This window comes from Myroides sp. C1519, assembly GCF_038039755.1.
Classification (GTDB): domain Bacteria; phylum Bacteroidota; class Bacteroidia; order Flavobacteriales; family Flavobacteriaceae; genus Flavobacterium; species Flavobacterium phaeum_A.
On the sequence record NZ_JBBPHM010000001.1, the window covers coordinates 60,352 to 77,239 of the forward strand.

General features: G+C 35.8%; 9 protein-coding genes. 4 read left to right on the plus strand and 5 right to left on the minus strand.

Going from position 1 to position 16,888, the window contains the following annotated elements; all coding sequences use genetic code 11:
* Window position 1: 1 nt before the first annotated feature.
* Together AABL81_RS00285 and AABL81_RS00290 are read left to right on the plus strand one after the other, a co-directional pair.
* Window positions 2-1,120: an efflux RND transporter periplasmic adaptor subunit gene (locus AABL81_RS00285; protein ID WP_233269269.1), complete on the plus strand. Its 1,119-nt coding sequence runs from the start codon at window positions 2-4 to the stop codon at window positions 1,118-1,120.
* Between the two features lie 20 nt (window positions 1,121-1,140).
* Window positions 1,141-4,233, plus strand: coding sequence for an efflux RND transporter permease subunit (locus AABL81_RS00290; RefSeq protein WP_341340041.1), 3,093 nt, complete (start codon window positions 1,141-1,143; stop codon window positions 4,231-4,233).
* 549 nt (window positions 4,234-4,782) lie between these two features.
* Here AABL81_RS00290 and AABL81_RS00295 read toward each other — a convergent pair.
* The 3 genes from AABL81_RS00295 to AABL81_RS00305 all read right to left on the minus strand — a co-directional run bounded on the left by AABL81_RS00295 (window position 4,783) and on the right by AABL81_RS00305 (window position 8,469).
* Window positions 4,783-6,969, minus strand: a complete 2,187-nt coding sequence (locus AABL81_RS00295; protein ID WP_341340042.1) for a glutamine synthetase III family protein — start codon at window positions 6,967-6,969, stop codon at window positions 4,783-4,785.
* 208 nt (window positions 6,970-7,177) lie between these two features.
* Window positions 7,178-7,747, minus strand: a complete 570-nt coding sequence (locus AABL81_RS00300; protein ID WP_341340043.1) for a hypothetical protein — start codon at window positions 7,745-7,747, stop codon at window positions 7,178-7,180.
* Window positions 7,748-7,824: 77 nt separating this feature from the next.
* Complete coding sequence (locus AABL81_RS00305; protein ID WP_158210778.1) at window positions 7,825-8,469, minus strand: HdeD family acid-resistance protein; 645 nt, start codon at window positions 8,467-8,469, stop codon at window positions 7,825-7,827.
* A gap of 130 nt (window positions 8,470-8,599) precedes the next feature.
* Between AABL81_RS00305 and AABL81_RS00310 the strand changes: the two genes are divergently transcribed.
* Complete coding sequence (locus AABL81_RS00310) at window positions 8,600-9,688, plus strand: lipase family protein (RefSeq protein ID WP_158210777.1); 1,089 nt, start codon at window positions 8,600-8,602, stop codon at window positions 9,686-9,688.
* Between the two features lie 540 nt (window positions 9,689-10,228).
* On the opposite strand, the gene AABL81_RS00315 is transcribed toward AABL81_RS00310, so the two are convergent.
* Complete coding sequence (locus tag AABL81_RS00315) at window positions 10,229-13,663, minus strand: methylmalonyl-CoA mutase family protein (RefSeq protein ID WP_341340044.1); 3,435 nt, start codon at window positions 13,661-13,663, stop codon at window positions 10,229-10,231.
* A 419-nt stretch (window positions 13,664-14,082) separates the two neighbouring features.
* Here AABL81_RS00315 and AABL81_RS00320 point away from each other — a divergent pair, with 419 nt between their 5' ends.
* A complete protein-coding gene (locus AABL81_RS00320; protein WP_341340045.1) occupies window positions 14,083-14,940 on the plus strand; it encodes a hypothetical protein in 858 nt (285 codons plus the stop codon).
* A 144-nt stretch (window positions 14,941-15,084) separates the two neighbouring features.
* Here AABL81_RS00320 and AABL81_RS00325 read toward each other — a convergent pair whose 3' ends face one another.
* Entirely contained in the window at window positions 15,085-16,863 is a 1,779-nt protein-coding gene (locus AABL81_RS00325; RefSeq protein WP_341340046.1) for an aminopeptidase P family protein, read from the minus strand.
* Between the last annotated feature and the right edge of the window lie 25 nt (window positions 16,864-16,888).

A 16,888-nucleotide genomic window follows, 5' to 3' on the forward strand; every position in this document is an offset into this window, starting at 1 on the left:
AATGAAAACAATCAAAATTATGCCAAGATATACCTTATTAACTGCTGCCCTTTTTAGTGCATTCCTTGTGAGTTGCAATAAAGAAACTAAAAGTGCTGAACAGACTGAAAGTACTTCTAACTGCATCACTGCAAGCATTAAGGAGGGACTTACTTTTGAAAAAGTAACACTTAAACCTATTGAAAAGAGTTTAACCTTAAATGGTTATGTCGATTATAATCAAGATAAAACAATTCCTTTTACAAGCCTTGTGGATGGTGTGGTTACAAACACTTACTTCTCTTTAGGTGATTATGTGAAAAAAGGACAATTGTTAGCCGAGATAAAGAGTACGGATCTAAACGAATTCTATGACGAACTAAAATCAACGGAAGCGGAATTGAAAGTAGCGCAACGCGAACTCCAATCTGTTGAGTCTATGTTTAAAGATGGAATCGCTTCTCAAAAAGAACTAATTGAGGCACAAGAGGATGTTAATGTATTGAAAAGTAAATTAAACTCTGCTAAGAATAATTTAGCTGTTTTCAATAATGCTGACCACTCTGGCGTATTCAAAGTTGTTGCCCCTCAAGCAGGATACATTGTTACAAAGACTATTGCAACAGGAATGCCTATTGCTGGTGGCGAGGAACCTTTGTTTACAATTGCAAACTTAGAGGATGTTTGGATTATGGCTAATGTGTATGCTACTAATATGAGACACATTGAACCTAATTTAGAGGTAAAAGTTTCAACACTTGCCTACCCTGATGAATATTTCTCTGGTAAGGTATCTAAAATGTCTCAAGTTTTTGATAGTGAAGAGCGTGTATTAAAAGCGCGTATCGTACTTGAAAACAAAGAAATGAAGCTTAAACCGGGTATGGCGGCTGATATTATTATCCAACTAAAAACAGATAAAGGTCAAGCACTTGCTGTTCCTAATAATGCTATTGTTTTTGACAACAATCAAAACTATGTGGTTGTTTATAAGGATGAATGCAACTACGAGATTCGCAAAATAACACCTACGTCTAAAAACAACTTATATACGTATATCAGCGAGGGTGTTGAAGAAAATGAAACAGTAGTAACGACAAACGAGTTGCTATTATATGAGCAATTAAACAATAGTTTATAATCTCTAAAGCTTAGCTAATTATGCAAAAATTTGTACAGAAAATAGTTTCCTTCTCTCTTAAGAATACATTCATTGTAATTTTTGGAGTACTCTTATTGCTGTTTGGGGGAATCTATAGTTATATACACACGCCAATTGAAGCCTTTCCGGATGTAACGAATACAAGAGCTCGTATCATCACCCAATGGCCTGGTCGTAGTGCAGAGGAAATAGAAAAGTTTATTACACTACCTATTTCTAAAGAAATGAATACAATTCCTAACAAAGCAGAGGTTCGATCTATATCGCTTTTTGGTTTGTCTGTGGTTACTGTATTATTCAATGATGAGATTGACGATTTCTACGCGCAACAATATGCGTCTAACCGTATGGGAAGTGTTGACTTACCTGAGGGAGCCGACTTTGAAATTGAAGCTCCGTCTGGGGCTACGGGGGAAATCTTTAGATATATCATTAAGAGTGATTTACCTATCAAAGAAGTTACAGCTATTCAGGATTGGGTAATTGAAAGAGAACTTCTTTCAGTACCTGGTATTGCTGACGTTGTAAGTTTTGGTGGAGAGGAAAAAATCTATGAAATCCAGATTAATCCTACGGAGTTAGTAAATTATGACTTGTCTCCTTTAGATGTGTATGAAGCAGTTGAAAAAAGTAATATCAACGTAGGTGGTGATGTTATTCAACGTGGAGACCAAGCGTATGTAGTTAGAGGTGTTGGTCTTTTAGATAATTTAGAGGATATTGAGAATATCTTAATTGAGGTAAAAGGCAATACCCCTATTTTAGTTAAACACGTTGCTAACGTGTCTATTGCAGCTAAACCGCGTTTAGGACAAGTTGGTTTTCAAGATGAAGATGATGTAGTACAGGGAATTGTGGTTATGTTACGTGGAGAAAATCCAAGTGCTGTAATTGCGAGTTTAAAAGAGAAAATAGCAGACCTAAATGAGCGTATCTTACCTAAGAATGTTGAGATTGTTCCGATTGTTGATAGAACTGACTTAGTAAATACAACGGTTCACACGGTAACTAAAAACCTTGTAGAGGGAATTATCTTAGTGTCGCTTATTGTATTTATCTTTTTATACAATTGGAGAACTACGTTTATTGTTGCTTCTGTTATTCCATTAGCTTTCTTATTTGCTATTGTTATGCTTAAAATACAAGGTCTTCCAGCCAACCTTATTTCTATGGGGGCTTTAGACTTTGGTTTACTATTAGAAGGAACACTGGTAATTGTAGAACACGTGTTCGTGGGACTCGAGAAACGTGCTGAAACCGTGGGGATGCAACGCTTTAATCGTATGTCTAAATTAGGTACAATTAAGAAAAGTGCGAGTAGCGTAGCGGGATATATCTTCTTTGCACTTCTTATTTTGATTGTTGCCTTAATGCCTATCTTCTCTTTCCAAAAAGTGGAAGGTAAAATGTTCTCACCGCTTGCATTCACATTAGGTTATGCTTTATTAGGGTCGTTGATCTTGAGTTTAACGTATGTGCCTGCGATGTGTAAATTGCTATTAACTAAAAACATACGCGAACGCGAAAACGTTATTTCAAGATTCTTCAAAAAGAATATTTACAGAATGTTCAATTGGAGTTATATGCACAAAAAACTAACGATTTCAATCTTCGCAGTTATTCTTGTTGTTTGTGGGGTTAGATTCCATTACTACGGTTCTGAATTCTTACCTAAACTAAACGAAGGGGCTTTATATATCCGTGCTACATTACCAAGTAGTATCAACTTAGACGAGTCTGTTCGCTTGACAAAAGAAATGAAAACGATTATTCGCGAGTATGATGAAGTTGATTTTGTATTAACGCAAACTGGTCGTCCTAATGATGGTACGGATCCAACTGGATTCTTTAATATTGAATTTCACACAGAGCTTAAACCGCAAGATGAGTGGAAACGCCATATTTCAAAAGACGAATTGTTAGAGGAAATACGTGTTTCTTTAGAGAAATACCCTGGTGTAAACTTCGGGTTTAGTCAGCCAATCCAAGATAACGTTGAGGAGTATGTAGCGGGTGTTAAGAGTTCACTTGTTATCAAAATATTCGGAGACGATTTGTTTGAACTTGAGAAATATGCTAATCAAGTGGCGAGTAGCATTAAAGATGTTGAAGGAATTACAGATTTGAATGTGTTTAAAAACATTGGATTACCTGAACTTCGCATTGCTCTACACGACCAAAAGATGGCAAAATATGCGGTTACTACTGCTGATGCTCAAGCGGTAATTGCAATGACAATTGGTGGACAAGCAGCTACAACATTCTATGAAAATGAAAGAATGTTTGATGTTGTCTTGCGTTTTGAAAAAGACTATAGAGATTCTGCTGAGAAAATTGAAGAGATCTTGATTCCGACATTAGACGGAAAACAAGTACCTCTAAAAGAGATTGCAACTATTGACTACCACACTGGTCCTGCTTTTATTTATAGAGAAGGCAGTAGCAGATACATCGGTGTTGGGTTTAGCATTGAGGGCCGTGATTTAGGAAGTACAATTGCTGAAGCGAAAGCGAAAGTTGAAAAAGAAGTACACTTACCTACGGCTAACAAAATGGAATGGGCTGGTGAATTTGAAAGTAAAGAGCGTGCTGCAAACCAATTGATGTTAGTGGTTCCTGTATCGCTAATCTTAATTCTTGTGTTGCTTTACTTTAACTTTGGAAATGTAAAAGACACCGCTATCTCAGCCTTGACAATTCCGTTTGCCTTCATTGGTGGATTTATATCACTTTGGGCTACTGGAACTATCTTTGGTATTTCTGCGGGTATCGGATTTATTATCTTATTCGGTGTAGCTACAATTGATGGTATTGTATTGATTGGTGAAATGCGAGAAAACCTACGCAGTAGAATGCCTCTGAAAGAAGCTATTCACGAAGGGGTTAAAAGTAGAATTCGACCTGTTATTATGATTGCCCTAATGGGGTCTATGGGACTATTACCGGCTGCATTGTCAAATGGTATGGGGTCTGAAATTCAGAAACCCTTAGCGATTATGATTGTAGGTGGATTGATTATTTGTATGATATTATCCTTTACTGTCTTGCCACAGGTTTTCTACTGGGCATATAAAGACAAAGAGAAAAAATAAAGTTCATATTCCTTTTTTTTTGAGAGACCGTTGCTATATAGTAACGGTCTCTCTTTTTTATATACGCCTCAAACCCAGCGACCACAAGGCTTATACGAGTTTCAATAAGACCATGTTCGAGACAAGTTCGAAACAAGTCCCACATTTGCTCGGAAATAGCCCCTATTTCCCGAAGGTCTTCAGAACTTGTGTGGGACTAATCCCGAACTTGGTCCCTACAAAACACAAACAAAAAAGCACCTTGTTTGCTATGAGGAACAACAAGCATTGTTATACAAAACAAATCAAGCCCAATTACAATACCCTCGTCTGTTCACCCTGCTTACAGACTATCTCCTACTTACTTACCTCCTATCGGCTACGAAGTGTAACAGAACTAACAGATTAGCTATTCAAACCAATAGGTATATATTATTGCAATTAAACACAACTTCTTCTTATACAGCCTAAACTTCTGTATAGCGTGTATTTAGGCCAATAAAAAAGGCCTTATCAAAACGATAAGACCTTTTTCAGTAAGTGCTGTGTTGTATAGTGATAGTGTGTATCCTAATTAGTGAAAAGTAACTCTCTGTACTTTGTCAAAGTCCACAATTCATTGTCAACCATCATTTCTAACTTATCGCTATGGTAGCGAATTACGTCAAAATAAGGTTTTACATTGTTACAGTAAACTTCCGCTTGTAATTCAATATCATCAATATTGTTTGCTTTTTTACGCTCATTAGTCATTTCAACTACTTTCACGTTTATTTGCTCAATATGGTGTGATATTTTTTTGATGATGTGGATTTGTTCTGTCGCAACAGATGCAAAATCATTCTCACCAAAAATCTCTTTTAATCCTTTTACGTTTTCGATTACTAAGTTTTGATACTTAATGGCCGTTGGAATCACGTGGTTTTTAGCGATATCACCTAAAACACGTCCTTCGATTTGGATACGTTTAACGTATTCTTCCAACTCAATTTCATATCTCGCTTCCATCTCTACTCCTGTCATTACTCCCATTTCTTCAAATAGAGCAATTGACTTAGGATCTTTCTTAATCTTTAAAGCACTTGGCGTGTTTTTATTATTACTCAATCCTCTTGTTTCAGCTTCTTTTTCCCATTCATCACTGTATCCATCTCCTTCAAAAAGAATTCTTTCACTTTGTTTGATGTACTCACGTAAAACGTTGAAAATAGCCTCATCGCGTTTTAAACCATCGTTTCCAATTAAGCTGTCAACCTCTGCTTTGAAGTCTCTCAACTGCTTAGCTACAATTGTGTTTAATACAGTCATCGGTCCAGCACAGTTTGCTGTAGAACCAACAGCTCTAAACTCAAATTTATTTCCTGTAAACGCAAATGGAGAAGTTCTGTTACGGTCTGTATTGTCTAATAATACATCCGGAATTTTTCCTACTACGTTTAATTTTAAATCTGTTTTCTCTTCTGGAGATAACTTACCATCAGTAACATCTTTAAGCTCGTTCAACACTTTAGTCAATTGTTGTCCAATAAAGATAGATACAATTGCTGGTGGTGCTTCATTTGCCCCTAAACGGTGATCATTACTTGCAGATGCAATTGACGATCTTAATAACTCTTCGTTATCGTTTACAGCTTTAATTGTATTGATAAAGAATGTTAAGAATTGTAAGTTGCTCTTTGGTGTTTTACTTGGGCTTAATAAGTTAACCCCTGTATCTGTTGCCAAAGACCAGTTGTTATGTTTACCTGATCCGTTAACACCTTTGAATGGTTTTTCGTGGAAAAGCACTTTAAAATGGTGTCTTTCAGCCACTTTTCTCATTACATCCATTAACAATGAGTTGTGGTCTACTGCTAAATTTGTTTCTTCAAAGATTGGCGCTAACTCAAATTGGTTTGGTGCTACCTCGTTGTGTCTTGTTTTTACTGGAATACCCAATAAAATACATTGGTTCTCTAAATCGTGCATATAATTCAATACACGTGTAGGAATAGAACCGAAATAGTGGTCATCTAATTGTTGCCCTTTTGCTGCTGTATGCCCTAATAAAGTTCTACCAGTAGTCAAAATATCAGGACGAGATGCTGCCAAAGCAGAGTCCACTAAGAAATATTCTTGCTCCCACCCTAAAGTTGGAGTTACTTTACGTACATTTTTGTCAAATAATTTAGCCACTTCAGTTGCAGCGTCATCAATAGCAGTAATTGCTTTTAACAAAGGTGTTTTGTTGTCTAATGCCTCTCCTGTATAAGAAATAAATACAGTTGGAATACACAAAGCTGAGTTAAAGATAAACGCTGGAGATGTTGGATCCCAAGCAGTATAACCTCTTGCTTCAAAAGTGTTACGGATTCCTCCGTTAGGGAAACTTGACGCGTCAGATTCTTGCTGAACTAACTGACTACCGTTAAATTGTTCTAATGGATCACCATCGAATTGTGTTTCAAAGAAAGCATCGTGCTTTTCTGCAGTAGTACCGGTCAATGGTTGAAACCAGTGTGTATAATGAGTAACGCCTCTTGACAGAGCCCACTCTTTCATACCTAATGCTATGTATTCTGCAAGTTTACGGTCAATCTTAATACCTAATTGAGCGTTTTTAACTGCTTGATAAGCTTCTGGCGTAAGAAATTGACGCATTGACTTATCGTTAAATACATTATCGCCAAAAATTAATGATTTTCTACCCAGTTCTTCTACCTGTACAGTTTCTCTTGAAGCTGCTTTTTCAATTGCTCGAAAACGAAATGTTGACATAATATTGTTTTTTGAGGTTACCCCCTTTGTTATAGACTACAAATTTATACTATTTCAACTTATTTTCGACACACACCCCCTATTTTTTTTGAAAAAAAAATTCAAAACACCACTTTTTACAAGTTGACCCCCTAAAATTTAGGGGTTTAAAAATAAAAAAGGCGAAATATCTCTATTTCGCCTTTTCTGTTTATTTCTGGAATAGCAACTAATTTTGCTTTTTCACTGTTACATTTTGTAAGTTATACTTCGCTACTGCTTCTTCATAACTTAATGGTGTTCTTACATTTTTACCCTCTACAGATTTATTTACTTGTCTTGGGTCTTGTGCTGGAATATAAGCTACTCTGAAAATTCTACCTTTTAGTAAACCATTTTTTCCTTGAGCATCCCCATTAAATAATCTTAATTTAGTTGAAGCACTTGCAGTAATCTCGATATCATACGGACTAAAGTTATAGCTAAACTCTAACTCCTCTTCTTTATTTGTATCAATATCAGTTACAAAATAGCGATGAGGCATTGGTGTCCAAATTGGTCTATTATCCTTAGTCAATCCTGTCATTATATAAGCTAAAACAATATCTCCATCGTAAACCTTTACTGGAGCTTGTTGTAAATGTCCTACTACCTCTTTATCTAAGTCCCCATCAAAACTGAATGTGTATTCAAATATTTCTGGATAAATCGCTGGTCCTGCAGGCCCCGTAGGTCCTTCACAACTTCCTAAAAATAATGCACTTGTAATAAATGCAACTATTAAACTTAACTTTTTCATACTTTACATTTTTATATTCTATGCAAAATAAGGATTATTCAATTGCAAGCATCAATTTTATATTTATTTTTAGAAAACTATCTGTCGCCATGAAGTCTTTTTCTCATCTCTTCTTTGATCGCTTCATACTTATCTACTAATTCTTGGTCTATTTCTCCTGCGTGTTTCTTAATCCTTCTCAAGAAGAAACCATACATAATACCATATATACCTAATAATATAAATGAGAAAGCAGTCCAATACACAATTGTAAATGCTCCAAACTCAAGGTTCCACAACATAAAGAAAGCGAAAATCATTCCTAATAAAGCGAATACAAATAAGCCTGTCCACGATTTAACACCGTAATTCTTCAAGTCAAATGCAATTCCCATACCTCTCATAGAGCGGAACATTAATCCAAATCCTACAAAAATAGGTAAGACAACTGCTGATAATGATGGATTACCAATCAAGATTGTACCTAAGATTAAATCAACAATACCCGAAAATAACATCCATCCCCAACCATCTAACTGATCACGGTTAGAAAATGCAAAGGCAATTTCAAATATCCCTGATATTAAAAACATACAACTGAACAATACCGTCAGGGAGAAATAAGAAGCCAACGGCGTCATAAATATATAGATTCCACCAACCACAAATAGCGCCCCAACAATAGCGGGAATATACCAGTTTTTAACTCTGTCTTTGACAGTTTTTACAAATGAATTAGTCATAATTGTTTAAATTTTATATATTATTCTAAATTACAACTTTTATACTGCAGGTAAAAATATTAAGCCCTAACTTTGAAAAAGTTTTATTTATAGGGCTTTTACTTATATCTAAGTTTAAATATTACAATTTATGATTAGAAAAATTCTACTAACTTGTTTATTTGTTTCCTCGCTTTCTTACGCCCAGAACTTAAAACCTCAACTTGAGAAACAAGAGGTATTAAACAGTGCTATATTGGCTAATGATATTCACGAGGCATATAGCGTTGACTCACTTCGTCAAATGACAGGGTATACTAATATATATCGATCACCTGAAGTGGGACTTACTAATATGTGGGGACTTTACAAGAACAATGCATCAAATGTGCACGAGGTTGTTATACGAGGTTCTGTCAACAAAGGCAGTAGCTGGTTAGCAAACTACTATGCAGCAATGATTCCGAGTCAGGGTAAGATACAACTTGATAATAAAACAACGGTAGATTACAAATTATCTGATGATGAAAGGGCTACGGTACACGCTGGATGGACAATTGCTTCGTTATACTTATTGCAAGACATCAAACCGAAAATAGATAGCTTGTATAAAAATAATGTAAAGGAACTTATTATATCAGGACATAGTCAAGGCGCGGCAATTGCTTTTTTGCTAACTGCCAACTTAATACAAATGCAACAACAAAGCTTGTTACCAAAGGATATGCAGTTTAAAGTTTATGCTATTGCTCCTCCCAAACCGGGTAATATGTATTTTGCTTATCAATATGAGAAGATGACTAAAAACTGGAGTTACGCAATTATCAATACACAAGACTGGGTTCCGGAAGTACCTCCAACAACACAGACCTTGCGCGACTTTAATGAGATTAGTCCCGTTTCTGATGGTGAAGTGAAACAAGCGCTTAAAAAGCTTTCTTGGCCGAAGCGCATCTTTGCAAGAGCGATATTCAACAAGATTAAGAATCCACCTGAAAAAAGCGTTAAACGCAGTAAGAAATACTTGGGTTCGTTTGTTTTCTCTATGGTGCAAACACACCTACCTGAATTAAAAGAACCTACTTATAGTTCAAATAGCAACTACGCTCGTTGTAGTAATCCTATTATATTAGACGGACAAGCTGATCCTGAATACCAAAGGGAGTTTCACAAACCGGAGAGTATTATGACACATCACTTACCTCCTGCTTATCTACACTTAATAGAAAAACAATTATAAGCACACACTGAAGATTGATGTTCGTTTTGAAGAACACAATACGAGATAAAACAACAAGAGGCTGTCTAAATAGACAGCCTCTTGTTGTTTCTACACTATGCAGAACAAATACCAATAAAAAAAGAGACTTAAAAAGTCTCTTTCAGAAATAAAACAATCTTTCAATTGTTATAGTTATAGTTTGGTTAGGGTTTCGTATCTAATGACTCACTTGCAAGTCTCTTTTAATCTCTTTAAAAACGCAATTCTAATACTTCATCTATTGCCATTCTATTTCGTTTTTTAAAGTGTTCCAATATACACAACTTTTTTATTCACTTGCAAGCAACTTAAAATTTATACAATATTTAAACAAAATATCCGAGATATCGAAAAATAAAACATTGTCATTAAGAGTTAAATTACACTATTCTTAGTATTTTAACTTTATAAAAACGTGATGCGTTTTTTAAAATGGATATTTTGAATAGTTTTCAATAAAAAAGGTTTAAAGAAATACATCTTCAAACCTTTTTAGATATTATTTTGTTTAAAAATAGCCTACATATTTCGCCTGTATTGTCCACCCACTTCAAACAAAGCAGAAGTAATTTGTCCTAACGAACACACTTTTGAAGCATCCATCAACGCTTCGAAAATATTGCCATTTTGAATAGCCACTTCTTGAATATGCTCCAATTGCTGAGCCACCAAGGCTTCGTTAGCTTTATTCAGATTCTCCTTAGTTTTAATTTGGAACAACTTTTCTTCTTCTGTTGCTCGAATTACCTCAGCTGGAACTACTGTAGGCGACCCTTTAGAACTCAAGAAAGTGTTTACACCAATAATTGGGAAACGGCCGTCGTGTTTTAATGTCTCGTAATACAGCGACTCCTCCTGAATCTTAGAGCGTTGGTACATTGTTTCCATAGCCCCAAGTACTCCACCTCTTTCAGTAATTCTATCAAACTCTTGTAACACAGCCTCCTCAACCAAGTCAGTCAGCTCCTCTATTATAAATGATCCTTGTATTGGGTTCTCATTCTTAGCTAAACCTAACTCCTTGTTGATAATCAACTGAATTGCCATTGCACGACGTACAGATTCTTCTGTTGGTGTTGTAATTGCCTCATCATACGCATTTGTGTGCAATGAGTTACAGTTGTCATAAATAGCATACAATGCTTGTAAAGTTGTACGGATATCGTTAAAATCAATCTCTTGTGCGTGAAGTGAACGCCCTGAAGTTTGAATATGGTATTTCAACATTTGTGCACGTTCATTAGCGCCGTACTTATTTTTCAATGCCTTAGCCCAAATACGACGTGCTACACGCCCTATCACAGCATATTCTGGATCAATACCATTAGAAAAGAAGAACGACAAGTTTGGCCCAAATGCATTGATATCCATTCCTCTACTCAAATAATACTCTACATACGTAAACCCGTTAGCAAGGGTAAATGCCAACTGCGTAATTGGGTTAGCACCTGCTTCTGCAATATGGTATCCTGAAATAGACACAGAATAGAAGTTACGCACATTCTTATTGATAAAATACTCTTGAACGTCTCCCATCAAGCGCAGAGCAAACTCTGTAGAGAAGATACACGTATTTTGTGCTTGGTCTTCTTTTAAAATATCCGCTTGTACAGTACCGCGCACTTGCGATAGGGTATTCTTCTTAATTTCGTCATATACTGCTTTTGGCAACACTTGGTCTCCCGTTACCCCTAATAGCATCAGTCCTAAACCATCATTCCCTTCTGGCAGTTCGCCATTATAACGCGGTCTGTCCACACCTTTTTTCTTGTAAATCTCAGCAATCTTAGCTTCTACCTCATCAACTAAATCGTGTTCTTTAATATACAATTCACATTGTTGGTCAATTGCGGCATTCATAAAGAAACCTAATAACATTGGCGCAGGCCCGTTGATTGTCATAGATACAGAAGTAAGTGCGTGGGCTAAGTTAAAACCAGAGTACAACTTCTTTGCATCGTCTAAACAACAAATAGATACTCCCGCGTTACCAATTTTCCCATAAATATCAGGTCGATGCCCCGGATCATTTCCATATAGGGTAACCGAGTCAAAGGCAGTAGATAGTCGCTTAGCAGGCATTCCTAAGGACACATAGTGGAAACGTCTATTTGTACGTTCTGGTCCACCTTCTCCTGCAAACATACGCGTTGGGTCTTCTCCCTCTCGTTTAAACGGATATAGTCCTGATGTAAACGGAAACTCCCCTGGTACGTTTTCTTGTAACGACCAACGCAAGATATCTCCCCACGCCTCATATTTAGGCAAAGCTATCTTCGGAATTTGTAAATGAGACAAACTCTCTGAGTGAGTAGCGATCTTAATCTCCTTGTCGCGCACTTTAAATGAGTACACCGGATTCTTATATTTATTAACCTTTTCATCCCACATTAGGATAACCTCCCAATTGTATGGATCTAAGTTCATCTTAACCTTGTCAAACTCTTTAATAAGTAAGTTCACAAACAATTGTGTGTCCTCGTCTTTAGAAGCAACACTTGCCTCGACAATACCAGACTTATCTATTTCAGGTTGCTTACCCGCTACACTATGCAATGTTTTGAAAATACCGTATAACTTTTGAGCTACCTCTTTTTGCGTTAATACCGTATCGTCATATTTGCGGTTATTCTCTGCAATTTCAGACAAGTAACGCGTGCGGTTTGGTGGAATAACGTAAACCTTCTCACTCATCTCTTTGGTAATCTCAAAGCCTGTTTTTAAGTCAGCCCCTGTTTTTTCAACCACCTTATCCATAATTGCTTTGTACAGCGCATTGGTACCAGGATCGTTAAACTGAGAGGCAATCGTACCAAATACAGGCATCTCATCTGGGTTAACATCCCATAAGTTATGGTTACGTTGATACTGCTTCTTCACATCGCGAATAGCATCAAGAGCACCTCTTTTGTCAAACTTGTTTATCGCAACAATGTCTGCAAAGTCAAGCATATCAATCTTTTCTAACTGAGTAGCTGCACCAAATTCTGGTGTCATAATATACAAAGACGCATCTGAGTGGTCTAAAATCTCTGTGTCAGACTGACCAATACCAGAAGTTTCTAAGATTATAAGGTCGTAATTAGCCACTTGAAGTACTTGTAGCGTTTCCTCAACATAACGAGACAGTGCTAAATTCGATTGACGGGTAGCCAACGAACGCATATACACACGAGGATTGTTGATAGAGTTCATACGGATTCTATCTCCTAATAACGCACCACCAGTCTTACGTTTAGATGGATCAACAGAAACTAAGGCTACTGTTTTTTCAGGGAAGTCTATAAGGAAACGACGTACTAATTCATCAACCATTGATGACTTACCAGCTCCTCCCGTTCCTGTAATCCCTAATACCGGAGTGTTTTTATGTTTCGCTTCATCGAACTTAAATAGTTTCAAAAAGTCTTCTTCTCTATTCTCCGCTAACGAGATTAAGCGTGAAATTGTAGTAATGTCTTTATCGGCAAGAGATTGATAAACATCTTTCCCTTCTGGCAATTGCAAGTCCATCGTAGGATAGTCTGCCCCTTGCACCATATCGTTAATCATTCCTTGTAGTCCCATAGCGCGACCATCATCTGGAGAGTATAATCGGGTAATTCCATAATCCATCAATTCCTTGATCTCACTCGGAAGGATTACTCCCCCGCCTCCTCCAACAATTCGAATATGACCTGCTCCTTTTTCTTGTAATAGATCGTACATATACTTGAAGTACTCATTGTGTCCTCCTTGATATGACGTCATTGCAATAGCGTTAGCATCTTCTTGTATAGCAGTATTCACAACCTCCTCAACACTTTTATCGTGTCCAAGGTGAATGACTTCACAGCCTGTTGCTTGAATAATACGACGCATAATATTTATAGCTGCGTCATGGCCGTCAAATAAAGCCGCTGCTGTAACTATACGCACCTTATTGTTAGGCACATACGGTGTATTTTGTTGCATAATATAGTTTTTTAGTTTTTGTAGAGTAGCAATATAGTAAAATATTCAATATTGCAAACAAAATCTGCACAACTCCTATAAAATCAAATTATTATCTAATTATAAATATAGTATTAATAATTATATCTTAATAAGGCTATCCTATTGATATATCAAGCCTATTTTATGCCTTTAAACTTCAAAAGGACATTTTTACATAATTCATAAAAAAAAGTAAAAAAACACTCTTAAAACTGAATATCAGCTTATACGTAAAACAACTTAATTGCCAAAAACTCAATAATTACAACAAATAACAACATCATAGTTAATTATAACGAATAATAATAACGAAAAAAGTTTTTACATATAGTGTTTTTTAAAAAATTTTATATAAATTTCGAATTCTAACAAGACAACTAACAAACCACTCTTAAATTATGAAACTTGAACTTTTTGAAGAGGTCTCAGATACCTTGGCAAAATTCATTAATGAATTTGTCGACATCCCAAGCTCTGCAAATAAGTATAGCATTGCTTGGCAAAGATTCCACTACAACTTTTTTAAGTCGATGACAACAAGCCTATTTGAATCGATGTTACACCTAAACTATGCTACTTTACTGAACCAAAAGAAGGAAATTCAATATGCACAAGCATTTAGTATCGTTGTAGATAGTAATTATAATATTATCAATACAATTGACTTTGATACAATTGATGAGACTACTCAGTATAATGTAATGGATGTAGTAATTGCAGAATGTAAAGGCCAACGCGACAATTGGCAAGAAAACAAATATCACTTTATTAAATTTAACTGCCTCAACAGAAAAAACAAACTTTGTACTATTAGTGGTACTGTATTAAAAGACGTACGTAATAATAAGTTTATATTCAATCTTTTCTATATCAATATTAAAACAAATCTAAATGATGTTTTATTAGAAATTGACTATTACACTAAAGACAAGAAAAAATATAACGACTTATATCACGAACTTATCAGTATTAATAATATAACTGAAAGTAAATTATATGCTATCTTAGAAGATAAAGGCATTTCTAAAACTACATTTAACGATGATTTTATGTACTTCTACGGAGACACCTTTTGGAACTTTTACAACAAAGAAAGATATATTAGAGGTTTACAATTATTGTTTTTTACGAAAGATTCTCTCTATGAGATTGCTACACAATGTGGTTTTAAATCTATTCGTCCGATGTATGTAAAATATATTAGAGCAAATCACTTAAAGAAACATTCGCTTATACGTTATTCTAATATGATGTAAATAGCGTTTAGAATACACACCTTATAAAATAATCGCCTTACACTAACCGATTGTTTTAAACACTAATTTCTCGCTTATTAAATTAAAAAGGGCGATACATCACCAAATGTATCGCCCTTTTAATATCTACACTTATCTAATCTATTAGATAGCTTTTGTTTTCTCTTTTAACCAAGCTGCTTCATCAGCAGATAATTTAGAAGAAATAGAGTCATAAACCCATTGGTTATAGTTATTTAACCAATCAATATGCTCTTGTCCTAACAATGATTTCTCTACTAAGTCTGTAGCAATATAGCAAATAGTCAATGTTTCAAAGTCCATAAAATCACCAAACTGATTTGATGCTAAGTCTTTAGACAACACTAAGTTTTCAATACGAATACCGTGCTTTCCTTCTCTATATAATCCTGGCTCAATTGACGTAATCATCCCTGGCTCAATAGCAATATCAGTTGCTGTACCATTAAACACTTGTGGACCTTCGTGTACGTTTAAGAAGAAACCTACTCCGTGTCCTGTACCGTGTCCGTAATTACGCATAGTAGCCCAAATAGGACGACGCGTAATTGCATCTATCTGATACCCTCTTGTTCCTTTAGTATAAATAGCCATAGATCCTTCAATTGTTCCTTTTAAAACAATTGTATAATCTTCTTTCTCTTCTTGAGTTGGTGTACCTAAAGCAATTACACGAGTAATATCAGTAGTTCCTGTTTCATACTGACCTCCTGAATCAACTAATAATAATCCTGTTGTTTCTAACTTATAGTTACTATGCTCTTCTGCTTTGTAGTGCGGTAACGCTCCGTGATCTTTATATCCTGCAATTGTATCAAAACTGATATCTTTGAAACCAGGCTGTTCTGCGCGAAGTCCTCTCAAATGATCAGCAATGTTCATCTCTGTCAATTCTCCTTTAGCCACGTTCTCTTCAATCCATTTAAAGAATTTAGTCAACGCTACACCGTCATTAACCATCGCTTGTCTTTCGTGGTTAATCTCCACTTCGTTCTTAATTGTTTTAAGAAGCGTAGAAGGATTCATATCTTCAATGATCTTTACTCCATCTGCAACTGAATCGTAAGTAGCAAAACAAGTACGTTTAGGGTCTAACAAGATTACCTCATCTTTACCTAATCCTTGTAAATAACCTTTTACTTCTTCATATGGCTTAATTGTAATACCATAGCTTTCTAATTCTGCTCTTGTTGCAGCTTCAAGTTTCACAGCATCAATAAACAAAATCACTTGTTTGTGATCAATGAAAGCAAATCCTAAAGTAACAGGATTACACTTAACGTCTGTTCCTCTAATATTTAACAACCACGCTAAATCGTCTAAAGAAGAAACTAAATGTGCTGTTGCTCTTTTTTGTTTCAATGCTTTACGAACAGCTTCAATCTTATCAACTGTTGCTTGTCCTGTCGTAGTAATTGGTAATGTATACGCTTTTTCTGTTGGCAATGCAGGACGTCCTTTCCACACTGGATCAAGTAGATCCACGTGTCCATTCACCTTAATTCCCAATGGGTTTAAAATACTGTTCACTGAATTAGCAACTGCTAATGAAGCAAGATTACCATCAAAAGCAACCGTAGCTCCTTCAGACAATTTCTCCCCTAACCAAGTTACATATTCTGGTGCGTGTTGTACTTTCAACTTCACTAATTCAAAACCTGTGCCTGCTAATTGCTCATTTGCCTGCACAAAGTAACGTGAGTCTGTCCATAATCCAGCAAAGTCTTGTGTAATAACAAGAGTCCCTGCAGAACCTGTAAATCCAGATGTCCACGCAATACATTTATAAAAATCAGGTAAATATTCACTAATATGTGGGTCAGATGAAGGAATGATATATCCGTCAATTCCCTTTTCTTTCATCAAGAAACGGATCTCTGATAACTTTTCTAAATTTGTCATTTTTTCAATAAGTTTTTCAAGCTAA